The sequence below is a fragment of the Desulfosporosinus burensis genome, from assembly GCF_054657535.1.
This window is the reverse complement of record NZ_BAAHYN010000007.1, coordinates 1-24,898: the sequence shown is the minus strand read 5'-3', so window position 1 is coordinate 24,898 and position 24,898 is coordinate 1. Positions and strand designations below refer to the sequence as shown.

At 42.6% G+C, this 24,898-nt stretch carries 23 protein-coding genes; 20 read left to right on the top strand and 3 right to left on the bottom strand.

What is annotated here, in order from left to right; translation table 11 throughout:
• The first annotated feature begins 173 nt into the window (after positions 1-173).
• The 16 genes from ACYQ3Q_RS13475 to galE all read left to right on the top strand — a co-directional run bounded on the left by ACYQ3Q_RS13475 (position 174) and on the right by galE (position 16,654).
• On the top strand, positions 174-977 hold the full coding sequence (locus ACYQ3Q_RS13475) for an FAD binding domain-containing protein (RefSeq protein ID WP_459929060.1): 804 nt from the start codon (positions 174-176) through the stop codon (positions 975-977).
• Positions 962-1,411: a (2Fe-2S)-binding protein gene (locus ACYQ3Q_RS13470; protein WP_459929059.1), complete on the top strand. Its 450-nt coding sequence runs from the start codon at positions 962-964 to the stop codon at positions 1,409-1,411. Before ACYQ3Q_RS13475 ends, ACYQ3Q_RS13470 begins: the two co-directional genes overlap by 16 nt.
• Before the next feature lies 1 nt (position 1,412).
• Positions 1,413-3,692: a xanthine dehydrogenase family protein molybdopterin-binding subunit gene (locus tag ACYQ3Q_RS13465; protein ID WP_459929058.1), complete on the top strand. Its 2,280-nt coding sequence runs from the start codon at positions 1,413-1,415 to the stop codon at positions 3,690-3,692.
• Between the two features lie 439 nt (positions 3,693-4,131).
• Positions 4,132-5,463 (top strand): HAMP domain-containing sensor histidine kinase, encoded by a 1,332-nt coding sequence (locus ACYQ3Q_RS13460; protein ID WP_459929057.1) that lies wholly within the window; start codon positions 4,132-4,134, stop codon positions 5,461-5,463.
• Positions 5,460-6,086 (top strand): response regulator, encoded by a 627-nt coding sequence (locus tag ACYQ3Q_RS13455; protein ID WP_459929056.1) that lies wholly within the window; start codon positions 5,460-5,462, stop codon positions 6,084-6,086. Before ACYQ3Q_RS13460 ends, ACYQ3Q_RS13455 begins: the two co-directional genes overlap by 4 nt.
• A gap of 208 nt (positions 6,087-6,294) precedes the next feature.
• Positions 6,295-7,866, top strand: coding sequence for an ABC transporter substrate-binding protein (locus ACYQ3Q_RS13450; RefSeq protein WP_459929309.1), 1,572 nt, complete (start codon positions 6,295-6,297; stop codon positions 7,864-7,866).
• Between the two features lie 170 nt (positions 7,867-8,036).
• Positions 8,037-9,053, top strand: a complete 1,017-nt coding sequence (locus ACYQ3Q_RS13445; protein WP_459929055.1) for an ABC transporter permease — start codon at positions 8,037-8,039, stop codon at positions 9,051-9,053.
• A gap of 5 nt (positions 9,054-9,058) precedes the next feature.
• Positions 9,059-9,991 (top strand): ABC transporter permease, encoded by a 933-nt coding sequence (locus ACYQ3Q_RS13440; RefSeq protein ID WP_459929054.1) that lies wholly within the window; start codon positions 9,059-9,061, stop codon positions 9,989-9,991.
• A 14-nt stretch (positions 9,992-10,005) separates the two neighbouring features.
• A complete protein-coding gene (locus ACYQ3Q_RS13435; RefSeq protein WP_459929053.1) occupies positions 10,006-10,989 on the top strand; it encodes an ABC transporter ATP-binding protein in 984 nt (327 codons plus the stop codon).
• Complete coding sequence (locus ACYQ3Q_RS13430) at positions 10,986-11,954, top strand: ABC transporter ATP-binding protein (protein WP_459929052.1); 969 nt, start codon at positions 10,986-10,988, stop codon at positions 11,952-11,954. The genes ACYQ3Q_RS13435 and ACYQ3Q_RS13430 overlap by 4 nt, the downstream gene beginning before the upstream one ends.
• Before the next feature lie 211 nt (positions 11,955-12,165).
• Positions 12,166-12,507 carry a MazG-like family protein gene (locus ACYQ3Q_RS13425; protein WP_459929051.1) on the top strand — a complete coding sequence of 114 codons (342 nt, stop codon included), beginning with the start codon at positions 12,166-12,168 and terminating at the stop codon, positions 12,505-12,507.
• Positions 12,508-12,643: 136 nt separating this feature from the next.
• Positions 12,644-13,654, top strand: a complete 1,011-nt coding sequence (locus ACYQ3Q_RS13420; RefSeq protein ID WP_459929050.1) for a uroporphyrinogen decarboxylase/cobalamine-independent methonine synthase family protein — start codon at positions 12,644-12,646, stop codon at positions 13,652-13,654.
• A 98-nt stretch (positions 13,655-13,752) separates the two neighbouring features.
• Positions 13,753-13,914, top strand: a complete 162-nt coding sequence (locus ACYQ3Q_RS13415) for a hypothetical protein (protein WP_459929049.1) — start codon at positions 13,753-13,755, stop codon at positions 13,912-13,914.
• A 29-nt stretch (positions 13,915-13,943) separates the two neighbouring features.
• On the top strand, positions 13,944-14,117 hold the full coding sequence (locus tag ACYQ3Q_RS13410; protein ID WP_459929048.1) for a hypothetical protein: 174 nt from the start codon (positions 13,944-13,946) through the stop codon (positions 14,115-14,117).
• Positions 14,118-14,392: 275 nt separating this feature from the next.
• A complete protein-coding gene (locus tag ACYQ3Q_RS13405) occupies positions 14,393-15,235 on the top strand; it encodes a DegV family protein (RefSeq protein ID WP_459929047.1) in 843 nt (280 codons plus the stop codon).
• A 432-nt stretch (positions 15,236-15,667) separates the two neighbouring features.
• Complete coding sequence (galE, locus tag ACYQ3Q_RS13400; RefSeq protein WP_459929046.1) at positions 15,668-16,654, top strand: UDP-glucose 4-epimerase GalE; 987 nt, start codon at positions 15,668-15,670, stop codon at positions 16,652-16,654.
• A gap of 71 nt (positions 16,655-16,725) precedes the next feature.
• Here the strand turns inward: galE and ACYQ3Q_RS13395 are convergent, their stop codons facing one another.
• Positions 16,726-18,429, bottom strand: a complete 1,704-nt coding sequence (locus ACYQ3Q_RS13395) for an acyl-CoA dehydrogenase family protein (protein ID WP_459929045.1) — start codon at positions 18,427-18,429, stop codon at positions 16,726-16,728.
• A gap of 327 nt (positions 18,430-18,756) precedes the next feature.
• On the opposite strand from ACYQ3Q_RS13395, the gene msrB reads away from it, so the two are divergent.
• The gene (gene msrB / locus ACYQ3Q_RS13390; protein WP_459929044.1) at positions 18,757-19,791 is read left to right on the top strand and encodes a peptide-methionine (R)-S-oxide reductase MsrB; all 1,035 of its coding nucleotides are present in this window, start codon (positions 18,757-18,759) and stop codon (positions 19,789-19,791) included.
• A gap of 54 nt (positions 19,792-19,845) precedes the next feature.
• Here msrB and ACYQ3Q_RS13385 read toward each other — a convergent pair whose 3' ends face one another.
• Complete coding sequence (locus ACYQ3Q_RS13385) at positions 19,846-20,157, bottom strand: zinc-ribbon domain containing protein (RefSeq protein WP_034140127.1); 312 nt, start codon at positions 20,155-20,157, stop codon at positions 19,846-19,848.
• A gap of 212 nt (positions 20,158-20,369) precedes the next feature.
• Positions 20,370-20,840, bottom strand: coding sequence for a hypothetical protein (locus ACYQ3Q_RS13380; RefSeq protein ID WP_459929043.1), 471 nt, complete (start codon positions 20,838-20,840; stop codon positions 20,370-20,372).
• Positions 20,841-21,296: 456 nt separating this feature from the next.
• Between ACYQ3Q_RS13380 and ACYQ3Q_RS13375 the strand changes: the two genes are divergently transcribed.
• From ACYQ3Q_RS13375 to ACYQ3Q_RS13365, 3 genes are all read left to right on the top strand, one after another.
• Positions 21,297-21,947 carry a potassium channel family protein gene (locus ACYQ3Q_RS13375; protein ID WP_459929042.1) on the top strand — a complete coding sequence of 217 codons (651 nt, stop codon included), beginning with the start codon at positions 21,297-21,299 and terminating at the stop codon, positions 21,945-21,947.
• 316 nt (positions 21,948-22,263) lie between these two features.
• On the top strand, positions 22,264-22,449 hold the full coding sequence (locus ACYQ3Q_RS13370; RefSeq protein WP_034140125.1) for a hypothetical protein: 186 nt from the start codon (positions 22,264-22,266) through the stop codon (positions 22,447-22,449).
• A 310-nt stretch (positions 22,450-22,759) separates the two neighbouring features.
• Positions 22,760-24,160, top strand: coding sequence for a sigma-54 interaction domain-containing protein (locus ACYQ3Q_RS13365; protein ID WP_459929041.1), 1,401 nt, complete (start codon positions 22,760-22,762; stop codon positions 24,158-24,160).
• Positions 24,161-24,898: the final 738 nt, after the last annotated feature.

Below are 24,898 nucleotides of genomic sequence, written 5' to 3'. Positions count from 1 at the left end.
ATATGTACAGATCCAAAGACTTTCTTAGGAAGTCTAACTTTGTTTTTGGATTACACCGCAGGGTCAGATCCCAAGCGGGCAGATTTCTCTCACCAATTTGAGTTGAAAGCTGACCGCTTGGGTTTGTTTTTTCCCGTAAATTACTAAAGTCACATGTAAGGAGGGGTAGGCGCGTGTTTACAATTTTTGATTTGGTTCAACCAGATAACCTAGCTGAAGCTTATCAGATCCTATCTGATAAACGAAATAATACCATTTTGGGAGGCTGTGCCTTTTTGAAAATGGGTAAAAAACGAATTAATACAGGAATAGATCTTACAAAGCTTAAGCTTAATTATATTCAGGAGAAAGATGGTTTTATAGAGATCGGGGCTATGACTAGCCTGAGAGAATTAGAAACTCATCCCCTCTTAAAAGAGCACTCTAACGGAGTGCTTCCTCAATCCGTTCGGAATATTATCGGTGTGCAATTTAGAAACGGTGTAACTGTTGGTGCCTCAGTTTATTCTAAGTATGGTTTTTCTGATTTGATCACGGCATTGTTGACCTTGGATACGGAGGTTGAGTTATTTAAGGCTGGAAGAATGCCCTTGGCGGATTTTCTAGCTAGGCCCAAGGAAAAGGACCTCCTCGTTAAATTATGGATCAAGCAAACTATGCGTCAGGCAGCCTACCTGAGTTTTAGGAATTCTGCCAGCGATTATTCGGTCTTAAATGCGGCAGTCTCCAAGCTGGATAATCACTGGACGATTGCAGTGGGTGCCAGGCCGAGTAAAGCTGCGATCGCGGTAGGTGCTTCTGCGATGTTATCTCAGGGAATCCCGACGTTAGAAACAATTGAAAAGGTTGCTCAGAGGGCATCGGAAGATTTAGCGTTTGGAACGAATCGGAGGGGGACTGCAACCTATCGGAAAGCCCTTTGCAAAGCGCTTGTCAAACGAGGAATAATGGAGGTATTGGCATGCAAATCGAACTAACGATTAATGATAAAGTGGTGAAATTGGATGTCGCGAACGATGAGTTTTTAGCGGATACTCTCAGATCCCATGGTTTTTTGAGTGTTAAAAAGGCTTGTGATACAAGCTGTTGTGGACTTTGTACTGTTTGGATGGATGGTAAATCGATGCTTTCCTGTTCGATTCTCGCTTTGCGGGCCCACGGTAAGAAAATCACAACTATCGAAGGGCTACCTAAGGAAGCGGAAGAATTTGCTCGAATACTCAGTGCAGAAGGGGCTGAACAATGCGGCTTTTGCAGCCCAGGGTTCATCATGAGTGTGCTTGCTATGAAAAATGAGCTGTTTAATCCTTCAGAGGAAGAAATTATTCACTATTTAACGGGCAATTTGTGCCGCTGCACAGGTTATATGGGACAGCTTAGAGCGATAAAGACCTATCTGGGGGTGGCTTAGGATGAAGAGTGTCGGGAAAAGCATTCGAAAGATTGATGGAATGGCCATCGCTACAGGTAAGCCCGTGTATACTGAAGATTTGGCTATGTCCAATGCCTTAGTGGTAAAAATCTTGAGAAGTCCACACGCTTATGCCAAGATAACCTCGATTGACATTTCCAAGGCGGAGACCTTAGAGGGTGTTGAATGCATCCTTACCTATAGAGATGTTCCAAACGAACGATTTACCCTAGCTGGGCAATCCTATCCTGAACCCTCGCCTTACGATCGTCTAATCCTCGATCAAATCCTTCGCTATGTAGGGGATGAAGTGGCGATCATAGCAGCGGTCGATGAAAAAACGGCGCTGTTGGCGATGAAAAGGATCAAGGTTGAGTATGAGGTAATGGAGCCTGTTTTAGATTTTGAGCAGGCTATCGGGCATTCCTCAGTCGTTCATCCTGAAGAGAACTTGAGCTGTAACTTTGAGATTGGATTGCAAAAGGAAAAAAATATTACGTCTACCTCTCATGAAGAAGTTGGAGATGTTGAAGAAGAATTTAAGCGTTGCGCCGTTGTGGTAGAGGATGTCTATTATCCACAAGCCCAGGCTCACACTATGATGGAAACCTATCGAGCCTTTAGCTATCTGGATCATGCTGGAAGGGTGATCGTGGTCAGCTCAACCCAAGTTCCCTTTCATGTTAGAAGACAGTTAGCAAGAGCGTTGCAGCTTCCCGCAAGTAAAATTAGGGTAATCAAGCCTAGAATTGGTGGTGGTTTTGGCGGAAAACAGACGGGAGCCGTCGATATCTTTACAGCCATCGTAACTCTAAAAACAGGAAAACCGTCGATCATCATTTATGACCGAAAAGAAACCTTTAGCTGTACGACAAGCCGTCATGCTATGAGATTAAACGTCAAATTGGGTGCCGACCAAGATGGAATTATCAGAGCAATCGATATGCAGGTTTTATCGGACACTGGAGCGTATGGAGAGCATGCGCCGACTGTTTTAAGCTGCGTAGGCCATTACACGCTTCCACTTTATAATAAAACTAGAGCAGTACGATTTGATGGGAAGGCCGTTTATACAAACAAAATGCCGGCAGGCGCTTTTAGGGGATATGGAGCAACTCAGGGTACGTTCGCCTTAGAATCAACCGTAAATATGTTAGCTGAACGATTAAACATGGATCCAACAGAAATTCGTTTAAAAAATATCAGTAAAGTGGGGGAAACTTTTCTTACGGGTCAGGGGGTTATGCTAGGCAGCTCGACTTTGGATCGATGTATAGAAAAGGGTAAAGAGCTGATTGGCTGGGAGAAAAAATTTCCGCGCCGTGAAGTCAGTCCCAATAAAGTAAGAGCAGTAGGTATGGCGATCACGATGCAGGGCTCCGGGATTGCCAATATCGGGACTGCCTCAGCAGAAATTCGCTTAAACGATGATGGAAACTTTACCCTTCTCACAGGAGCAACAGATATGGGAACAGGCTGCGATACGATTCTTAGCCAGATGGCCGCTGAGATTTTGGAGATTCCTATGGAGAAGATCATTGTGAACGCCGGAGATACGGATACTTCTCCCTATGATCCGGGGTCCTATGCTTCAAGTACGACCTATGTTGCAGGGACTGCCGTCGTTAAAGCAGCGGAAGATCTCAAAAAGAAGATTATTGAACAGGGAGCCAAGCTCTTAGGAGTTTCTCCAGAAAACGCTCAATTCGACGGCTTAGCGGTCCGAACAGATGACGAGGATCAAGAAATTAGTCTTAGAAAAATAGCAGAGCTTACCGTGCTGGGCGCAGGGAAACTTCAGCTCATTGGATATGCGACTCACGGAAGTGACGTTTCACCTCCACCCTATATAGCCGGTTTTGCGGAAGTAGAAGTGGATCGAGAAACGGGAAAAGTGGAGTTGATCGACTATGTTGCGGTCGTCGACTGCGGAACCATAATTAACCCTAATCTCGCTCGAATTCAAGCCGAAGGCGGCATTGCCCAAGGAATTGGAATGGCTCTCTATGAACAAGTAAGATATGACGAGATCGGAAAGATGGCCACCAATACCTTCATGCAATACAAAATCCCCACTCGTCAGGATGTCGGGAAAGTTCGGATAGCGTTTGAAGAGAGCTATGAACCCACGGGTCCATTCGGTGCAAAATCGATTGGGGAAGTGGTTGCAAATACTCCCCCGCCCGCTATTTCTCATGCGATTTATAATGCAGTCGGAGTTCGAGAAAACCATTTGCCAATTACCCCAGAAAAGGTCTTTTTAGGAATGCAGAAACTTTAAACACTTGGAGACTGGGTTGAAGCTGCTTATGCTTTTACCTAGTCTCCTTTTTGAGAAAAAATGAATGTGGCATTACCCATAAAATTTCCGCATGGAAAAGGTATACTTTTTTTTTGGACAAGAAAAGATATGCCTCCCTTTAGTAAAAGGTGAGTACACGGAAAAAATCTTACATAAAAGAACTCAGGCAATTAGCTTGAGTTCTTTTGATTGTACGCTACGCCCAGCATGGGAGTCATCGATTCCGGCAGTGTTTAGTAAGTCTTAAAAGATTAGTCATCCAGTCACTAAGTTGTCTTACTGGGGACAGCGTCAAACTCGTTGATGCTGGGGTATAGTTTTTCACATCTTTTGTCATGACTCTTTTTGCCTTAGCAAAAGAAATTATCCTGTTCTAATTTCATGTTATAATAGTATGAGAAGGAAAGGAGGTAATGCGGTGGGAAGAGTCGTTAGATCAAGAAAAATATGGATAGGAATTGGATTATTTTTGTTGGGGATTTTAATACCATATTGGTTAAAACCTCAACTTATAGGATTGGATCAATTACTCCAAACGATGAACCAAAAAACTGACGGCAGTGCGTTAATGGTTAATGCCTTTCTCGTTGTGTCAATTAATACCATTATTTCCATACCTCAGTTCCTCAGCGTGGTGATGTTGGGAGATGGAATGGCAGATGCTTTCAATCGTTCTGGATTTAAAATCATCATTCCCTTAACTGTAGTACCGCTCGCTTATGTGATCGTCAATCTGATCACTCCATTAAACTATAGTTTTGGGGCCACAGATATTTTCCTTTGGCTAATGATCGTGGTGATGCAGAAATTAAGCAAACAAAAATTAAATATGGGGATGAAACTTCTGGTTTTCTCCCAATTGATTTTTGGTGTTGCTTGGTTAAATCAAGTTCCTTTTCTTACTCCATATGGTTTCGGACAAGGTTCTTTATCAATAAAAATAAAACAGGCAGCGATTCAAATTGGATTTGGCCAGGTTCTCGAGCTTTATGCGAATGTGTTGTTTTTTATCTTCGTGGCTAGTGCAATCACTTTATGGATTTACTTGATTTTATATATGGAGAAATGGGCCATTTCTCAGGACCTACACCGTGCCCAACTTGAAGCCAATGAATCCCGTTCAGGACGCGAAGTTCTCCATCTTGTCCACGACCTTAAAACTCCGCTTGCTACAATCGAAGGACTGGTTTCATTGATGGAGCTACGATGGCCGGATCCTAAGATGCGAGAATACTGTCAAACTATCTATGGTTCTATAAATTCAATGAGCAAAATGGTTTCAGAAATTTTGTATGAGGATCGAAAGAACTGGTGTGAGCTTAAAGAACTAATCGATTATATTCGAGCTAGTCGTCTAAGCGGGACGAATTCAGCGGTGGATATTGAATTAGAGGGAGAACCTCAATCAAGTCTTTACATTAATAAAATTAGGTTGACTCGAGCAATCATAAATTTAATTGATAACGCGTTGGATGCCATTCAGGAGCGGGAGAACGGAAGGGTAGTTTTACGCGCCATAACATTAAAAAACGTAGTAGAACTAGAGGTAGAAGACAACGGATACGGTATTTCGGCAAATGATGTAAAAAGAATCTGGAAGACCGGATACAGCACGAAAAACCATCCTGGGGTTGGCTTAGCTTTTGTACGAAAAGTTGTAGAAGGACACGAAGGGTCCGTTAATATAAAAAGTGAAGTAGGGCAGGGGACGAAGGTCTGGATAACCCTGCCACTGGGAGAAAGCCAATGAGAATTATAATTATGGATGATGATCAGTCCCTGCGTTATACGTTAAGTGAAATATTCAAGTATATTGGTTGGGATCCCGTAGCCTATCCTAATGGGAAAGAGGGATTTAAGGGGTTCCTCAACCATGGAGCGGATATCATCTTAGTGGATTATCATATGCCTCAAATTGATGGCTTAGAAACGGTTCGCCTGATTCGGGAACAGAATCAGCAAATACCCATTCTTGTACTCACCGTAGACGAAAGGCAGGAAATTGCCGATCGTTTTCTGGATGCAGGAGCCACTGATTTCGCACTTAAACCTGTCAAAGCGCCGGATTTGATTGCTCGAGTTCAATTGCATAAGCGGTTGTTGGATATGACAAAGACTGTTCAAGTAACCTCAAAAATGCAATACGAAGTATTTGTAACCAAAGGAATTAGCGAAACGACCCTGTCCTATATTGAACGACATCTCTCGGCTTGTAATCAACCTTGCACAGTGGAGGAGATTTCGAAAGAATTATCGTTAGCCGTTCCTACAGTTTATAGATATCTTACGTATCTTGTTCAAAATGGCAAGGTGCGGTCAATTCCTAGTTATCAAAAAATAGGAAGACCAAAAAATCGATATTGTTGGATTTAATTTGAATCATCACCCCCTTAGGGAATCCCTAAGGGGGTTTTTCCTTAAGATTCGAAACCTTAATAATCTATTGTACTTTTTCTCTTTTTTATTTCTTTAGTTGGTCTAATCCTTTTGCTATAATTAGGCAATATAATTAAGGGTTGGTATTATAAATTGCAGAAAATATGCAATGTTTTCCAATCAAAGAAAAAATAGGAGGAAGAAAATGAGAAGAATGAAAAAATTTATGGCTCTTGCTCTGGTAGCGGCAGTCATCCTTACTGGATGCGGCACCAAGGCAAGTAGCGACACCCCACCCAAGGCCAGTGACACCAAACCACAAGCCAGCGATACCCTGATTTATGCACAAGGCGCAGAGCCTAGAGGGCTTGATCCAGCCCTGGTTGACGACGGTGAGTCTGCTAAGGTAATGATCAATATTTATGATGGGCTTTTAAAGTATAACAAGGATTCCACCAAGGTAGAGCCCTCCCTAGCTAAAAGTTGGGATGTGAGCCCGGACGGTCTTACATATACTTTCCACCTGCAAGAGGGCGTAAAGTTCCATGACGGCACTGATTTTGATGCGAACGCCGTGAAGGTTAACATCGACCGCCAGATACCTCCACAGGTGACGGCTGATATGGCCTACGGATCCTTTGTTTATGGTTCCGTGAAAGATGTCCAGGTTGTGGATAAAAAGACTGTTAAAGTCAATTTGACAGCACCTAGTACTCCTTTCCTCGCCAATCTGGCTATGGTCATGAGTGCGCCGATTGTAAGCCCCAAGGCTTTAACGGACAGTAAAAACAACGTGAACCAGGCACCAGTCGGTACAGGACCGTACAAGTTTGTAAAGTGGGCTAAGGACGAAAACATTGTTTTAGTCCGCAATGATGAATACTGGGGAACCAAGGCCCTCACTAAGAATGTTATCTTCAAATTCATTAAAGACAACTCTGCACGTGTAGTTGCCCTGAACAATGGCGAGGCTGATATGATCGATGGTATTGATGCGACTGTGGTCAAGCAAATCACGGATGCAGGCAACAAAATCTTTCAGGCCCCGGGTATGAACGTCAACTACATGGCATACAACACTTCCAGAAAACCTTTTAATGACGCTAAGGTCCGTGCGGCCGTTTCTCAGGCCATTAATGTTCCGGAATTGGTAAAGAGCCTGTATCAGGGTTACTCCGAACCTGCTACTTCCGTTTTGCCAACCTTTATGGAAGGTTATGACAAGAGCATCGCTCAAGTTGCCTATGATACTGAGGCTGCTGCCAAGGCCATCAAAGCTGCTGGATTGACAAAGGTACACATGATTGCTTATACCAATCCGAGACCGTATAATGCCGCTACCGGGCAGACCCTGGCCGAAGCCATTCAAGGCTACCTTTCTAAAGTAGGCGTTACCGCTACTATTGATTCCTTTGACTGGACAACTTATAAGGAAAAAATAAAAGCAGGTGATTATGATATCGCCTTCTACGGCTGGATTGGGGACAACGGAGATCCAGATAACTTTATGTATCTGTTATCTCACGAAGATCCTACCATGAACATTGCCCGCTACAAAAATGCCGAATTCAACAAATTAATTGCTAAGGGCTTGGAAACTCCTGCTGGAGCTGAGCGCAATGCAGTTTACACCCAAATGGAAAAGGTCGCCGCTGCCGACGCTGCATGGCTCCCAATTTCCCACGCTCAAACACTTTGTGCCTTCAGACCAAATATCTCGGATTTCTATTTCCATATGACCGGTATCACACCTTTAGCCGGTGTATCAAAGAAATAAACCTTTGGTAAGTATTCCTTAACTTTAGACTGCCGAGAACCGGTTAATACCGGTTCCCGGTTTTGTTTTTTTTGCTAGTCAAAGGAAAAATCCACCATACACAGATAATTGTGTAGCTAGGAGGAACTTCTCGCCGCTGCTAAGTACCTAACGTTGAAAGGTTGTTGCCGATGCTCAATTATATCCTTAAACGAATCTTAATGCTGATTCCCGTGCTAATTGGTGTTTCCATTATTGTCTTTCTGATTATGCGTGTCTTTTCCCCTGATCCGGCTCCAATTGTTTTGGGTCAGCATGCAACTCAGCAGGCCGTAGAGGCGTGGCGGCAGGTCAACGGACTAAACGATCCGGTTTATCTGCAATATTTCCATTTTATTACAGGAGCGCTAACCGGTGATCTTGGTACCTCCTACTATACCAAGATGCCTGTTACTAAAGAGATTTATGCCCGCTTTCCGGCCACGATTGAGCTGGCGGTGGTTGCCATTCTGCTCGCTTCGCTTTTTGGAATCCTGATTGGCGTCATTTCCGCGGTAAAAAAGAACTCCATTTTCGATAACGCCGGTATGCTGATCGCCCTGATCGGCGTTTCCATGCCGATCTTCTGGCTTGGTATTTTGCTAATTATTTTCTTTTCAGGCACGCTGCACTGGCTTCCCTCCAACGGAAGGATCGACCCGTTGCTGCAGCCTGCGGCTGTTACTGGTTTTTATCTGATCGATAGCTTGGTTGAAGGCAATATGGACGCTTTTAAAGATGCCTTGCAGCATTTAGTGTTGCCAGCCACTGCCCTGGCTATGTATTCGATGGCCATCATTACTAGGATGACTCGTTCCAGCATGCTGGATACTTTGCAGCAGGATTACATCCGTACCGCGAGGTCGAAAGGAATTTCGGAAGGCAAGGTGATCCGCAAACACGCGCTGCGCAATGGACTGATTCCCATTGTCACGGTCATTGGTTTGCAGCTGGGCAGCCTTCTCGGCGGCGCCGTGCTGACGGAAACGGTGTTCTCCTGGCCCGGGATCGGTGCCTATACCGTGGCCTGCATCCTAAAGTCCGACTTTCCTGTGGTGCAGGGTGTTGTTTTGCTGATCGCTTTCATATTTGTCATGGTAAATTTACTGGTTGATGTGATCTATGCGTTCCTGGATCCGCGTATTAAATATTCGAAAGCAAAGGGGTAGCTTGTATGGGGGAAAAATATAGTTCAAACACAGATGAAAATCTGATACAGGCTGCAGAATACGTGGAAAAACCGGAATCGCAGCTGAAAGAAATGTGGGAAACGCTCAGGCAGAATAAGGCCGCTGTCGTCGGTCTCTTTATCATCGGCTTTCTAGTGCTGATTGCCCTGTCCGTCTGGGTGAGCGGGCTGATGGGAAAACAGATTTTACCTTATGATCCCAATCACTCCGACATGACCAAAAGCTTTATCTGGCCGAACGCCGAGCATTGGTTTGGAACGGACCAATTGGGTAGGGACATATTCAGCAGAATCCTTGATGGGACAAAGATATCCCTGTTTGTGGGTGTTGCTGCGGTTGCTATCTCACTTTCCACTGGCGTTCTATTGGGGGCGCTCGCTGGGTACCGCGGTGGAAGGACGGATGCGATCATCATGCGAGTTATGGATATGATGCTAGCCATCCCGTCTATTTTATTGGCCATCGCCTTTATGGCAGCCTTGGGGAAGGGCATTGACAAAGCGGTCATCGCCATCGGTCTGGTGTCCATTCCAGAATATGCTCGTATCGTGCGCGCCAGTATTTTATCCGTCAAAGAAAATGATTACGTTCAAGCGGCTAAGGTCATCGGCAGCAGTGATAGCCGGATTATTATGAAGCATATTTTGCCGAATATTGTTTCCTTGATTGTCGTTAGAGCCACCCTGGGTATTTCCACCGCTGTTCTGGATACCGCGGCCCTTGGCTTTTTGGGTCTGGGTGTTCAGCCGCCCTTCGCCGAGTGGGGCGATATGCTGGGTAGAGCAAGGGGCTTTATTTTCAACGCACCCTACACCCTGATTTTTCCCGGGATTGCCATCACTACAACCGTGTTGGCCTTTAACCTGTTGGGCGACGGGCTGCGGGATGCGCTTGATCCCAAATCCAGAATAAAATAAGGGCGGTGAATAGGATGTTGCTGGAAGTGAAAAATTTAAGTACGGAATTTAAACTGAAACGTGGTACTGTTCGTGCAGTCGATGACATCAGTTTTACCATAGATAAGGGTGAAATTCTAGCTATTGTCGGCGAATCTGGCTCCGGAAAAAGCGTGACATCCCTTTCAATTATGGGACTTTTACAGAAACCCGGCAGGATTGCAGGGGGAGAAATTTTGTTCAACTCCCAGGATTTGAAAAAAATGAGCCAAAAGGAATTGCAACAGATCCGTGGCAACAAGATTTCTATGATTTTTCAGGAACCGATGACTTCGCTGAATCCAGTTTGGCGTATTAAAGACCAGATCATGGAAAGCCTGATGACCCATATGAAGGTTTCTAAGCAAGAAGCACTGGCACGCACCATTGAAATGCTGGATACGGTGGGCATACCCTCTCCAGCTGAACGGGCCAACGATTATCCCCACCAGATGAGCGGCGGCATGCGTCAGAGGGTCATGACCGCCATGGCGCTTTCCTGTGGGCCAGACCTGCTGATCGCCGACGAACCGACCACAGCACTGGACGTGACGATTCAGGCCCAGATTTTGGAACTGCTCTATCGGATGCGGGAAAAGTTCGGTATGGCGGTCCTGCTCATCACCCATGATTTGGGCGTCGTTTCTGAAGCGGCCGACCGCGTCATCGTAATGTACTGCGGTAAAATTGTGGAGGAAGCCGATGTGAAGAGCCTGTTTGCCAGTCCGATGCACCCTTACACCGTGGGCTTGCTACAATCTATACCTCAGATTGATGACGACAGCGATAAACGCTTATATATGATTAAGGGCATGGTGCCCAATCCCTTACGTATGCCGCATGGTTGTCCCTTTTCCGACCGCTGCGACCGCTGTCTAGAACGCTGCACCCTAGAAATGCCGAAATTGCAAGAGATTGACGGACATAAGGTGCGTTGCTTTTTATATGACGAAGTCAAGGAAGGAGCGAGCGCAAAATGAATGAAGTATTGATGGAAATACAAAACCTTTCCAAGCATTTTATCCTCGATACCAGTTTGTTTGGCAAGCCGATTTCCGTGTTAAAAGCGGTTGACAACGTTTCCTTTAGAATTGACAAAGGCGAAGCTTTTGGTCTGGTCGGCGAATCCGGTTGTGGAAAAACAACCCTGGGTAAAATCCTCGTCAATCTTCACAGTCCCACACACGGCAAACTATTTTTTGAGGGTAAAGAATTAACTGCACTGGATGATAAGCAGCGCCGTTCCTATTGCAAGGATATTCAGATGATTTTTCAGGATCCTTACGCCTCTTTAAACCCCAGAATGACGGTGGGAGACATCATTGCAGAACCAATCATCATCAATCAATTGCTTCCCGCCAATAAAGTGGAAGAACGCGTCATCTATCTTTTAAACTGTGTTGGTCTGGCACAGCACCAGCGCAACCGCTACCCGCACGAATTTTCCGGCGGTCAGAGGCAGCGTGTGGGGATTGCCCGTGCTCTTGCAGTGGAACCAAAATTAATCGTCTGTGATGAAGCGGTTTCCGCTCTGGATGTTTCCATTCAGGCCCAGGTCTTAAATCTACTGGTTGATTTAAAAGAGGAATTCGGGCTGACCTACCTGTTTATCGCCCACGGTTTGAACGTGGTCAAGCATATCAGCGATCGGGTAGGGGTGATGTATCTGGGCAAGATGGTAGAAATCACCTCGAAACGGGAGCTTTACGGCAACCCCTTGCACCCATACACCCAGGCGCTACTTTCCGCAATCCCGATTATCAATCCGGAGAAGAAAAAGGAACGCATTATTTTAAAGGGCGATGTGCCCAGCCCGATTAACCCGCCCGCTGGCTGTCGCTTCTGTTCCCGCTGCTTTAAGGAGCTGGACCAGTGCAAACTCCAGGAACCTGTACTCAAAGAAGTTTCGCCCAACCACTGGGTCGCTTGTCATTTATTTGAGTGATTCAAGCTGACGTTTCAAGATGTCGCTTAGAACAATTGAAGCCCTGATGAGGTACGAAGTACGAAGAAGGCCGTTTGCAAATAATGCAAACGGCCTTCTTGGGCATATAATGGTTGAATATTGTAATGGATACAGTTTACAATCAGACCATTTAAGCACTATAATAAGCTCCACATCATTTATTTTTGTAATAATTGGGAGGCAGTCGAATATGACCACAGATAGAACGTTAAGCGAAAAAGTAATGATTTCCAAAACTGTAACTCTTCCTCGCTTGAACCGCTTAAGTCCTTCTTTGGAAGGTACAGCCTTGAAGATCATGGAGGAATCCGGTGAGTTAGCTCAAGCAATCGGTAAATTTAGGGGACTTAGTGGAGAGCAGCAGCGCTTCGAAGAAGAAGAAGCCATGCAGATGGTGGCCCGAGAATTAGTCGACGTGGCTCAGACAGCTGTCACAATGATGTTTGTCCTCGAAGAACAATACGGTATAGATTTAGAAACTATTTTGAAGGAGCATATTACAAAATTACGACATAAGGGATATTGTGATTAGAATTGGTTGAGGATCAACAAACGCATTGATTTGTATTTTGTGTGCGCCAAATCACAAAAAGTTTGATTAGGGATTGGTATAATCAAAATAAGAAATATAAAACTATTCAGACTAGTAAGGGAGGAGGCTGTAATAAGTGCTTCCAGGTAAAGCTTTAACAACCGCCATGGGCATTTTGCCCCATACAAATTTACAAGAGGCTCAGAAATTAGCGCTTAGCTTAGATATTCCTTTTTGGCCTCAATTACCACGCTTTCGATTCAAAGAAGATATGTATGCTCAATTTGCCGAGCATTTCCCGGGGATCAAGGTTGATGAAGAAAAGCAAAGTCTTCATTTCTCTCACGAACGCTTTGCAGAGGAACTGGATGAGTACCTCGAGGCTAGCGTTATCCCTGATCACTTTGCCTTGTCTGAGGAATCTTCTGCAGCTTTTAGTGGATTTTTAGCGCAGGACTTGTCCGCATATAAAATGGTCCACGGACAGACGGTTGGTCCGATTAGTTTTGGTCTAAAAATATGCGATGAAGAACGAAAGCCAATGATTTATAATGATTTTGTTCGAGAAATTCTTTACGATTTTCTTGGTTATAAGATTAGTTGGCAATATCATCAATTAAAAAAGGTTCATCCTAACCCCTTTGTCTGGTTGGATGAACCAGGATTAGAAATGATCTTCAACTCTCTAAGTGCTTATACTTCTGAAGTCGCTCAAGTAGAGTATCGAGCTTTCTTGTCAAAACTGCCGGGACCTAAGGGTGTTCATTTATGTGGTAACCCTGACTGGGCCTTTCTTCTCAACGCGGATATTGATATCCTTTCAGTGGATGCTTTTAGCTGGGGTCACATTTTTGTGCGTTATATTGATGAAGTAAAAGAGTTTTTGAGACGGGGCAAAATAATATCGTGGGGAATTATTCCCACCTTAACCAGTGAATTAAATTCGGAGACAGCGGAATCTTTAACTGCTCGACTGCACGAATTATGGAAGTTTCTTAATCAGAATGGCCTGGATGACGATTTAATTTTCGACCGTGCTTGGTTAGCTCCCTCTCGCTGTTGTCTTATTAATGGTGATGGCACAACCAGTATCGACCAATCTTTTGCTTTATTAAAAACAATATCTTGTAATATTCAAAATATTTAAAAAAGTTAAAAAACTTAAGTAATTTCATGGCTTAAATAGAATAGTATATATAAGTCACTTGAGTCAAGACCAATTCAAAAGTCATAGGAGGTATGATCATGATTAAGAATGAGGACGTTTCTTGCACAGAATGCATTTATTGCGGCTCTACTGAGAATGTGTTCTCTTTCTGTAAGGTTCAGCATACTACGGAAGGAGAAAAAAACAAGTCTGTTACTGTACATGCCCGATTTGTGCTGATTATATCGAAAAAAACCTGACTCCTGAAGTTCCTTGCGAGACCTGTGAAATGTGTGGTAAAGAAACAGATGTTTTTGCTTTTTGTTCCTATGCTCCTACTGAGGATGGTCTATCTGAAAAGGTCTGTTATTGTGTCTGCCCAGATTGCGTCGGTACGTTACAAGAAAAAGTTTTCAATTATTATGATGAAACATTAGCACAAGAGTATGAACCAAAAGGCTAGTGTAAAATAAATCCTCGTAAGACTCAAGCACAAAGCTGGAAGTTAAACTTCCAGCTTTGTGTGTTTATTTATTTTATTTTACAAAAGGATTTTAAAAGCTTTCACCGAACTTCTATAATTATATCGAGGAGCCAACTTCGTAAACATGTCAATGTTTGAAGTTTAGCAAAATCCATCGGTATGACAACCGAAGTATATCAATGAGAAATGACCGTATAGAAGAAGGTCACTGAACTTCATAGAATTCTCAAATACTAATAAATCGGAGGGTTTAGATGAAAAGGATTGCCTTAGTAACTGATAGCACAGCGGACTTAACCCCAGAAATTATTGAAGAGTGTGATATTCATATAATCCCTCTGAAAGTAAGGTTCGGAGAGCGGGAGTATTCTGACGAAGAACTGACGAGTGAAGAATTCTATCGGCGTTTAAAAGAGGACACAATACTTCCCCAAACGTCACAGCCTACACCCGAGGAGTTCGGTACTCTATACAGTAAGTTGCTCGAAGAGTATTATGAAGTAATATCTATCCATATCTCATCGGCCCTTAGCGGTACGTTCAATGCAGCCTATCTGGCTAAAGAAAAGTTTAAAGAAAAGATCCATCTCGTCGACTCCAAAACCATTAGTTTAGGTGCGGGTTTGATGATCATGGAGGCCGCTAGGAATATTAAAGAGGGTCAGGACATGGTTGGGATTCTTAATAACCTTGTGAAGGTAAGAGAGAACATAGAAACCCTTTTCACTCTGAATACCTTGGAATACTTGCAAAAAGGAGGCCGAATTGGAAGGGTTCAAGGTTTTATGGGGTCGCTCTTGAATATTAAACCTATTATTAGGGTTGGAGACGATGGAGTATACCACAACTCGGGAAAAGCTCACAGCCAGAAGAAGGCCTTAGATAGTGTAGTCCAGGCTTTTCAGGATTTGACGAAGGGAAGAAAAGCAATTCGCTTGGCAGTGGCTCACGGCGCTGCACAACAGGCAGGAACATACTTAAAGGAAGCTTTAGAAAATGCCTTTCAGCTTCCAACGACAGTTTTTACTCAGGTGGGATCCGTGATTGGTGTTCATACTGGTCCAGGCACAGTGGGAGCAGCTATTCAGTTTGAGTAGTAATCTGAGCACCCTTGGGATAAAATCTCCCCAGGGTGTTTTTCGTCTATGATTTATTAAAGAGGATGATACTTTAACTATCAATGGCGTAGGATAGACATGAGAAAGTCTTTTAAGGCAGTTAATGATTAAGTGGACGGAGGGTGCGTGAATATGGGTTATTTGGTGTTAGTTATTGCCTTAGGAGTTGTATTGTTATTTGGTTATGGGTCAAGATATCAACGTCACAAGACACAAGGGAAACAGAAAACGAAAGCAGCTAAAGTATATCCTTTGTCGAAGGTAAAGAAACAAAGCAATTTACGAAGGGTAAAATAGTTGTGCTATTCTAATGTCAGAAGCAAGTAACGTTGAGACATCAATTAAATCAAGGTAAAGTGCGGTTTTATTAAGTTATTTGGGTGAGACCGGAAATGTTCAGGAGGTAGAATCATGGCGGTTTTGGTTACTGGGGGAGCAGGCTATATTGGCAGTCATACTGTGGCTGAATTTATGGCCAAGGGTGAAGAGGTCATTGTATTAGACAATCTGCAAAAAGGTCATCGTGAAGCAGTTCTCACTGAGACCTTTTACCAAGGGGATATTCGGGATACGGAGTTGCTCGAAAGGGTATTCATAAATCACGACATTGAGGCGGTCATCCATTTCGCGGCGGATTCTTTAGTTGGAGAGAGTGTACAAGAACCTCTTAAATACTACGATAACAATTTAATTACTGCTCAGAGATTGCTAGTGTGTATGGTGAAATATGGAGTGCGGAAGATTGTCTTTTCTTCAACAGCCGCAACCTATGGAGAACCAGAAAATATTCCTATTCGAGAGACGGATCGAAAAGAGCCGACCAATCCCTATGGTGAGACCAAACTCGCCATTGAAACAATGTTGAGATGGTGTGAACAAGCCTATGGAACACAGAGTGTCGCCTTGCGTTATTTTAATGCTGCAGGAGCACATATAGATGGGCATATTGGAGAAGATCATCGACCGGAAAGTCACTTGATCCCAATTATTCTGCAAGTGGCAGGAGGACAGAGGAAAGGTCTGGCGATATATGGCGATGATTATCCAACAGCTGATGGAACCTGTATTCGAGACTATATCCATGTAACAGATTTGGCAAATGCTCATTGGCTTGCTTGGCAAAAACTTAGGCAAACTGAGGGAAGTGCTGCTTATAACCTTGGCAACGGAGAGGGCTTTTCAGTGAGAGAGGTTTTAGAAAAGGCTAGGGAAATTACGGGACATCCGATCCCTATGCAAATAGCCCCTCGTCGTGTTGGAGATCCTGCGATTTTGGTTGCCTCTTCAATAAGGGCCCAGGAAGAGTTGGGGTGGAAGCCAGAGTTTAATAGTTTAGGTCAGATTATTCAATCTGCTTGGAATTGGCATAAGAAGCATCCCAACGGATTTGTAAAGTAAAGCAAAGCAAAGCACGCACCTTTGGAAGTAAATCCAAAGGTGCGTTAGAGGCCGCGATTATAGTGCTGGGGTTAAATGTTTTGATAGGTGCCTTGTAAAGGCTTCACTTCATTTTCCCAAAGGGACTGGACAGTTACAGGGTTCAGGATGGGCTTTTTCAGCATAGATTTTAGGAATTCTTCTTGTTGCTCAGAATTACTGTAATTGGAAAGTTGAGTTAAAGCAAATTGAGCGAAGTCCCGAACGAGGAAGTTAAAGATCTCATCGAGCAAAGCCGGAGAGATGGAATGGATTTTGGAATTCTCGAGAATCAGCTGGGCATATACGATCAAGGTAAACATTTCACCTAGCGCGAGCATATAATCAATATTCTTGAGTTGTTCAGGATTCGGACGGGCTTGTTCTATGAAGGAACGGAAGAGTTCGATTTGTTCTTTGAAGACTGCTACATTGGGGACTTGAAGACCTTCATAGGCTAGGCAATAGTCAGGGAACCGGACAGAGGCGAGTTTTCCGGCTTTCTGACGGAAAAGGTAACTATCGTCAGCAGGGTCATCTCGCTTAGGGATTACAGGGAACTCTGCGGGACTAAAGAAATAGTTGTGCATGAATTTAATGACGAGCGCAATATTAACATGGGTTGTTCCTTCCAAGCGGGGGATCATGCCTATGTCACGAATAGCGGTCTCGAAATATGTGTCCTGTTCAAACCCTTTGGCAGCAATAGCATCGAGAAGCATTTCGATAATTTTCATGCCTTGGGTTGTTACTTTCATTTTTTGAATGGGGTTAAAAAGTAAATAGCGCCGGTCATCGTCAGAAGCAGAACGGAAATAATCTAAACTTCTCAGAGCATACAGTTTCATGGCAATCAGTCGAGCATAGGATTCAGTAAAGATCTTCTGGATATGGGGAAAATCTGTGACTTTTTTACCATATAATTCTCGATTTGAAGCATGATTCAGAGCTTCGTAATAGGCATGAGTAGAAATTCCGATGGACGCAAAACCCAATTGAAATTTCCCTATGTTGATGGTGGAAAGAGCTGAATCCCAAGCTAAAGGGCCACTAGAAAGAATTTCGTCAGACGTTATGGGGTAATCAATAAGGTCATAATCTCCTACATAAGCTGAACGGACCCCAGAGGTGGAGATTTTTTTAATTAATTTATAGTTCCGATGTTGGCTGTCAACGACGAAAAAGACATAATCCTTGGTATCTTTATAACGTGCGAAGGTGGAAACTAGGGCGGCTACATTGGCGTTGCCGATATAGTATTTTCCGCCGTTAGCTAGGTAGTTGCCATCGTCGGTTGGGGATAACGCCATTTCATTGCTGTAAAGGTCAGCACCGTGGGCTTTTTCGGACAAACCAAAAGCAAAAATCCCCCCGTCGATCAACTTTTGGGCAGTTATGTGTTTGACCTTTTCATTATCTCCCATCCAAATAGGGCCAAGTCCGAGAACGCTAACCTGGTAGGCGTATTGATATGCTAAGGAATAAAAGGCGGTAATTTCATTAAATTCACAGACGCGGCTCAGATCAAACCTTGAGTCCGGGGCACCGTATCCAGAAGGGGTTAACAAGGTAGAAAAAATACGTTCTGCTTTGATGAATTTCAAGAAATCAGTATACCAGCGGTTTGCTTGATCATCTTCTTTGATGCTTGCCAGACCTTTGTCCTCGAAGAATTGGATGGTTTTTTCCATAACTTCACTAGATTGCCGATCTGCCTGTGGGCTGGCATAGTTTTGCGGATTGAATAATAGGGACATAACTCTCACACCTCTCTTTATAAATAGTAATATGAATCACCATTCACCAATTGTCTTAATTATCTCATAAATACTAAGAATGTAAAGTAAACATTTCCCACAGTGGCAGTATAATTAACTTTTATTTCAGACAATAATATATGGAGTCTATTTATGGTGTAATATATATATTATTAATAATAAAATGATCATGACGGAGCTTTTTCTAATAACAGATAATGGAGAAGAAAATTATCATGTAGGTACGTAGAACTTCATAAATCGGGTAAAAATTAGTGTTAGAGTAACTGCCATGAGTGCACTAAATCGAGAGAATGAGGGAAGAACGTGGATAATAACGGATACCAACTTGCTACCTTTGCGGGAGGCTGTTTCTGGTGTATGGTGAAACCGTTTGAGGAATTGCTTGGGGTTATTAAAGTGGTGTCAGGATATACTGGGGGAAATTTGGAGAATCCAACCTATGAGGATGTTTGCTCTAAAAAGACTGGACATTTTGAGGCAGTGGAGGTCACTTTTGATCCGGTTTTGGTTCCGTACACCGAACTGTTAGAAATTTACTGGCGTCAGATTGACCCGACAGACCCTGTTGGACAATTTTTAGATCAGGGTGAAGCTTACCAAACTGTAATTTTTTATCATAATGAGGAGCAGAGCCTACAAGCACTAAAATCTAAGGAGATCCTCGAAAAAAGCGCTAGATTTAAGGATCCTATTGTCACTAAAATATTACCCGCTGCAACGTTTTATCCTGCAGAGGAATACCATCAAAGATATCATAGTAAATTTCCTTTAAGATACGGTGCGTACCGTCAAGGATCAGGGCGGGATGATTTTCTTAAAGTATACTGGGATATGGAAAAAGAAGAAAGCGCTATTCAAAAGGACTATAATGAGAGCTATAACCGAAAAAAGAGAGAAAAAGAGAAAGAGAAAGAGCTTCTAAGGTCTAAATTGACTGAGATCCAATACCAAGTAACACAAGAACGAGGTACCGAACCAGCCTTTAAAAATGAGTATTGGGATAATGAAAGAGAAGGTATTTACGTCGATCTAATATCTGGAGAGCCTCTTTTCAGTTCACACGACAAATTCGATGCTGGTTGTGGATGGCCAAGTTTTTCAAAACCTCTTTTACCGGGAAATGTTCAAGAAAGGCATGATCGGAGTCATTTTATGAGTCGGACTGAAGTTGTTTGTACAAAGTCGGAGGCTCATCTCGGACATGTTTTTAAGGATGGTCCAATTCCTACTGGCTTGCGATACTGCATTAATTCTGCTGCGCTAAGGTTTATTCCTAAAGAAGAACTAGAACAAGAAGGTTATGGTGAATACCTCAACATTTTTTCCTGTGCTGAATAGAAAATAAAAACCCCCTCATCCATAAGATGGGGAGGTCGGTGTTTTAAGGGGGGGTTACCAATTATTTCGTGGAGCGGGTTGGAAGCAGTCCCGACAATAAACTGGTCTATCACCCGTTGGGCGGAAAGGTACGGTTGTTTCTACACCACATGTCGCGCATGTAGCGGGGAACATTTCGCGATCTTGACGGTTATTGTTATATCCGCCGCCAGAATTCCGAGTCTGTGCTTTTTTAGCAGCGCGGCATTCTGCGCACCTTCCAGGTTCGTTGGTAAATCCCTTTTCAGCGTAAAATTCTTGTTCAGACGCCGAAAAGACAAATTCCTGGCCGCAGTCCCTACATGTCAAAATCTTGTCATTAAACATTATTAACAACACCTCTTTAATTAATTGTTATGGATAATTGTATCTACAAAATAAAGTATAACCACTGTTTTGTCATTTTATCAGTACGTTTGTAATCCATTTTTTCTAAAAAGATGAAGACTAATGTTAACTTATCCTATTAAAGCAACCCTACTTTCAAGGTTTGAAGGTAGGGTTGTTTTATTTGCTAAACTTTTGGATGCTTAGTATTGCTATTCAGACTGCTTTTTTATTCTGTTCTGAAAATAAAGAAATAAGGGAAGGGGAATGACAATCCAGCCGAAGCTCTTAATTAAGCTATTAAGGGCTCGTTGTTGTGTTAATGATCGCTCATCACTTACTATCAGATCGTATTGAGCCTTTAGTTCTGCATCACTGAGAGTTTGTGTCTGATTAACAGGTGGCGTAGCATACTCTCCTTTATAATGTGGCTGTATCTTATATTGTTCGAAGCTCTGATAATAAGGAGGTGGAGCAACAATGTCTGCCACGGCCATAAAGGAAGCGACTGTTCCGCCAATTGTCATCATTAATGTGGCAAATAGTATTAAGTAAACATAGACAGTTTTAATCATTTCATTACCTCTTTCCAAAGATTCTTCGCTGCCTTTTTTGACTCCTATGGCACTTGCAATGATCAAAGCTATTAGAACTATAGGTACAATCCCGATAAGAATACTCATTGTATGTTGATCACCTCATTTCAATTGATTTCAAGAAGGGTTAAAGTTCAACTGAGTTTAACCTCTCTTGAAACCTGCACATTGATGCACTTCTTATTATAAGCTAGGTAAGCTCTGTTGTCATGTAGTCAATGGAGCAGAATAAGGAACACCCATTTTTTGAAGCGGGTGCCTTAGAATTGATTATGTAGGGAGATAAAATTAAGCGATTGTGGAAATAGATAGATTCGTCGATTACATATTTACCTTTGGATAAATAAATTAAGATTTGAACCAGCTTCTTTGTGTCATGTCCGGCATCGAGTTTATGATATAATAATCTAGTTTAGGCATGTCTGTTACTCCCCGTCTTTCCCTAGTCGGCAAAATAGCCATCATTTCAACGATTTTGTCGGGAGAGTGGGGCAGATTAAATATCCAGAAGAACGAATTATGATTGGATAGGGGGACAAATTAGTGCGCAAACAATTTGTGGTTATTGGTTTAGGGCGATTCGGAAAAAGTGTGGCTATAACCATCAGCGAGTTGGGTCATGATGTCTTAGCCATTGATAAAAACGAAAGTGCTGTTCATTCCGTCATGAATGATGTAACCCAGGCTGTTCAGGCCGATGCACGTGATGAGGAGACGCTCCGGGCTTTGGGAGTAAGGAATTTAGATGTAGCAGTTGTCGCTATGGGGGATGACCTTGAAGCGAATATACTGATCACCCTTATGCTTAAAGAAATGGGAATTCCCTATGTTGTCGCTAAAGCTCAGTCCTCTCAACACGGGAAGGTCTTAGAAAAAATCGGGGCAGACAAAGTTATTTATCCAGAACAGGATATGGGAATTCGCCTAGCCCACAACTTAGTAACCTCTAATGTCATGGATTATATCGAATTGTCACCGAAGTTTAGCATTTTTGAAATCGTTGCTTCTGCCCAATTTGTCAATAAATCACTCGGAGAATTAGACTTAAGAGCAGTTTATGGAATCAATGTGATAGCAATCAAAAGGAATGAGGACGATATTATTGTTGCTCCAGGGGCAAATACAGTGATTGAGGAACGGGATGTCTTGGTGATTGTTGGAAACAAAAAATTACTTGCGAAATTACCCGACTAAATAAACGAACGCTTTGTTATTATTAGTGTTTCCATGTTTATGGAACGGGTTGGACTTTTAACCTTGGCCTTTTTCCTTTCTCAGAAAGCTAAGATTTCTTCCGCTAAGATCAAATATCCGGATGAGCGAATCCTAATTGGGTAGTGACTATGTTATATATTATTTTCAGATGGGCAATGATATAGTGGATGTATTACGGTATGATCTGCCTGCGAATTTCAGTGCATAAGAAGGAATCGCTTAGTATTCATCGAATTGTACAGAGAGTATAAATCTTAAGCTAATCCAACTTTGAGTTAGATAAGGAGAATTTATTTTGGAAAGACCACAGAGCAATCCTAGTCGCATGGTTGTCATAGAAAATAAAATTAATGGTGAACGTTTTTTGGTAGACCTTCTCAGAGGTCAAACCTATGACAAGGAACAATATACGAAGATTACTTATGAAGTCCCGCTCAAGAAGGAGTTTTGGGATTTACCACGCTTAACCAAGTCCAAGTGAATCTAATGAAGACCAAAAGTGATTTATCCATTTTTCCTAAGAAGGGCCTATAATCCTAGGGGTTGTAACAAACTGGTAGAAGTTTTGTTACAACCCTTTTCGTTTTGGAAAAAGTCTGTATTAAAGAACCAATTCTGAAGGATTTTCATCCAATTAGGTTCAATGGACGGGGATTAAGAATGTTTGGATGGTAACTTTTTGACAAAAGTTTACTATTGTGAATTGTTAAAATATTATGGAATTTATCTTTACTTCAATGCCATAGACCCGTATAATGTTTACAAAAGATACAAAAAAATGAGGGATAAACATGAGTGCCGGATCTCACGCTGTCACAACTAGTATTATTCCACAATGGAATCGTGAACTCTTATTTGAGATCTTGGATAACATCCATGATGTTGTACTTGTTATCGATTCGGATACCACCATTGTCTATGCCAACGAGGCCTATGCAAGAATCTTAGGAGTACCCGTAGCCAAGGTTCTAGGCCGAAGGCTGGACATCATCGAACCTGATTCGGCGACAATTCGAATGCTCCATTCCGGAAAGCCTAGGCGAGGCAGAGATTATGTAGAATCTCTGAATATCAATGTAGTGGGTAGTTCTTTTCCGCTTTTAAATGGAAAAAACATCATCGGAGCAGTTTCAATCTTTAAAAATATTACAGAAGTCGTAGAACTAAATCGTGAGTTAGAGCAGACCAAGGGTGTAGCCGACTATTTGAAAGAGCAGCTAGAGCAATGGGAGCACCTTCCAAAGTCCTTCAAAGAATATGTGGGACAGAACAGTCGTTTAAAAGAAACTTTAGTGTTAGCAGCCAAAGTAGCGCGAACCGAGAGTACAGTGTTGATTCTTGGTGAAAGTGGTGTTGGCAAAGAAGTTTTGGCTAGAGCTGTTCATAATTGTAGCCGACGTAACGAGAAGCCCCTGATTAAGGTAAATTGTGCTGCCATACCAGAGGATCTGATAGAAAGTGAACTCTTTGGCTATGAAGAGGGAGCTTTTACGGGGGCTAAAAAAGGAGGAAAGCTTGGTAAGTTTGAATTGGCACATAGTGGGACAATTTTTCTGGATGAAATAGGGGATATGAGTCTTACAATGCAGGCTAAATTGTTGCGCGTCCTGCAAGAAAAGGAATTTGAACGGGTCGGTGGTACTAAGACTATCAAAGTTAATATCCGAGTGATTGCAGCCACTAACCGAGATTTAGAAAGCATGATCGAAAAAGGGACTTTCCGTCGTGACTTGTACTATCGGCTAAATATAGTTCCTCTCCAGCTGACCCCTCTTCGCGAACGTAAAGATGACATATTGGAGCTTGCCAAAACATTTCTAAAGCAATTCTCTCGAGAAGTAGGTCATGAACTAAATCTCTCACCCCAAGTAGTGAGGTTTCTCCAAGAATATGATTGGCCTGGTAATATCCGAGAATTGCAAAATGTGTTAGAACATGCCAGTATTGTGTGTAGCGGTACGACCATCGAAATTCGTCACTTGCCAGTGCACATAATTCCGACTCATGGCGGGAACTCAAGCGTTAAAGATAATCCATATGATGTTAAAGAGATTGTAGGGAGAATGGAAAAAGAACTGATTTTATCAGCCTTGACTACTTATAACAATAACCGTACCCAAGCCATGAAGGCATTAGGGATTTCTAGGCGGGCTTTTTACGACAAGTTACGAAAATATGGTATTGAAGAGTAAAGTTAGAGTAAGAAATTAGGGTTTAGTGATGAAGAACCCCTAGACATGGGGATCTTGATAATTGAATCAACGTTATGAAGGTGTGTCTTAAAGACGCACCTTTTTTTTGAATTTTCAGAGGCAGAAAGTATAAACTTGCGTTATATACTTTCTAAGCATAAGTGCAACTAAGGCGGCCGCCTCGCCAAGGCTGACAAAAAGACTAATACGTGCGAAGACAGTGTCTTCGGGCGCCAGCCAAGTTTTCTTTAGCCTTCGCGCTGTATCTTCAATACTCAAAGAAAGTAGGAAGGAATGTAAATGTCTAAGATTTATAAAGGAAAGAATTCTAGATAGTGTAGTATATTTGGCACGACTTTTGCATTATTCTAATAAGTATAATTATTCTGAAAATTGAAAAGGGGTGAGGTGAGGAGATTAAGGGATATACCCTTAGACGAGCATATTTCAAGAGTTTTGTTTTCCTTAATAAATGATATACAAAGTAAACAATCCCTTGAGCATAGTGTGTGTAAACTATACATTTTAAGTTTACGCCCAAGAAGCACTATCTATAAAAAAGTCTATTAGGAATTTGCGAATCGAGCAGTAATTCGGGTTTATAACTATTCTATCAAGAATATTGTTCATGCGATGGAGTTTTTTAAGGGAATGAAGGCAGTAACGCCCATTAAGGATGCAAGGAGTTCGCGGTTTGGATTTTCTTCGGGCAGCAGAAAGGATTAGAAGGAGTGGCTG

Coding starts and splice junctions, on each gene's coding strand:
- ACYQ3Q_RS13470 (WP_459929059.1), top strand. CDS start 962: ATGCAAATCGAACTAACGATTAATGATAAAGTGGTGAAATTGGATGTC.
- ACYQ3Q_RS13465 (WP_459929058.1), top strand. CDS start 1,413: ATGAAGAGTGTCGGGAAAAGCATTCGAAAGATTGATGGAATGGCCATC.
- ACYQ3Q_RS13455 (WP_459929056.1), top strand. CDS start 5,460: ATGAGAATTATAATTATGGATGATGATCAGTCCCTGCGTTATACGTTA.
- ACYQ3Q_RS13450 (WP_459929309.1), top strand. CDS start 6,295: ATGAGAAGAATGAAAAAATTTATGGCTCTTGCTCTGGTAGCGGCAGTC.
- ACYQ3Q_RS13445 (WP_459929055.1), top strand. CDS start 8,037: ATGCTCAATTATATCCTTAAACGAATCTTAATGCTGATTCCCGTGCTA.
- ACYQ3Q_RS13440 (WP_459929054.1), top strand. CDS start 9,059: ATGGGGGAAAAATATAGTTCAAACACAGATGAAAATCTGATACAGGCT.
- ACYQ3Q_RS13435 (WP_459929053.1), top strand. CDS start 10,006: ATGTTGCTGGAAGTGAAAAATTTAAGTACGGAATTTAAACTGAAACGT.
- ACYQ3Q_RS13430 (WP_459929052.1), top strand. CDS start 10,986: ATGAATGAAGTATTGATGGAAATACAAAACCTTTCCAAGCATTTTATC.
- ACYQ3Q_RS13425 (WP_459929051.1), top strand. CDS start 12,166: ATGACCACAGATAGAACGTTAAGCGAAAAAGTAATGATTTCCAAAACT.
- ACYQ3Q_RS13415 (WP_459929049.1), top strand. CDS start 13,753: ATGATTAAGAATGAGGACGTTTCTTGCACAGAATGCATTTATTGCGGC.
- ACYQ3Q_RS13410 (WP_459929048.1), top strand. CDS start 13,944: ATGTGTGGTAAAGAAACAGATGTTTTTGCTTTTTGTTCCTATGCTCCT.
- ACYQ3Q_RS13405 (WP_459929047.1), top strand. CDS start 14,393: ATGAAAAGGATTGCCTTAGTAACTGATAGCACAGCGGACTTAACCCCA.
- galE (WP_459929046.1), top strand. CDS start 15,668: ATGGCGGTTTTGGTTACTGGGGGAGCAGGCTATATTGGCAGTCATACT.
- ACYQ3Q_RS13395 (WP_459929045.1), bottom strand. CDS start 18,429: ATGTCCCTATTATTCAATCCGCAAAACTATGCCAGCCCACAGGCAGAT.
- ACYQ3Q_RS13385 (WP_034140127.1), bottom strand. CDS start 20,157: ATGTTTAATGACAAGATTTTGACATGTAGGGACTGCGGCCAGGAATTT.
- ACYQ3Q_RS13380 (WP_459929043.1), bottom strand. CDS start 20,840: ATGAGTATTCTTATCGGGATTGTACCTATAGTTCTAATAGCTTTGATC.
- ACYQ3Q_RS13365 (WP_459929041.1), top strand. CDS start 22,760: ATGAGTGCCGGATCTCACGCTGTCACAACTAGTATTATTCCACAATGG.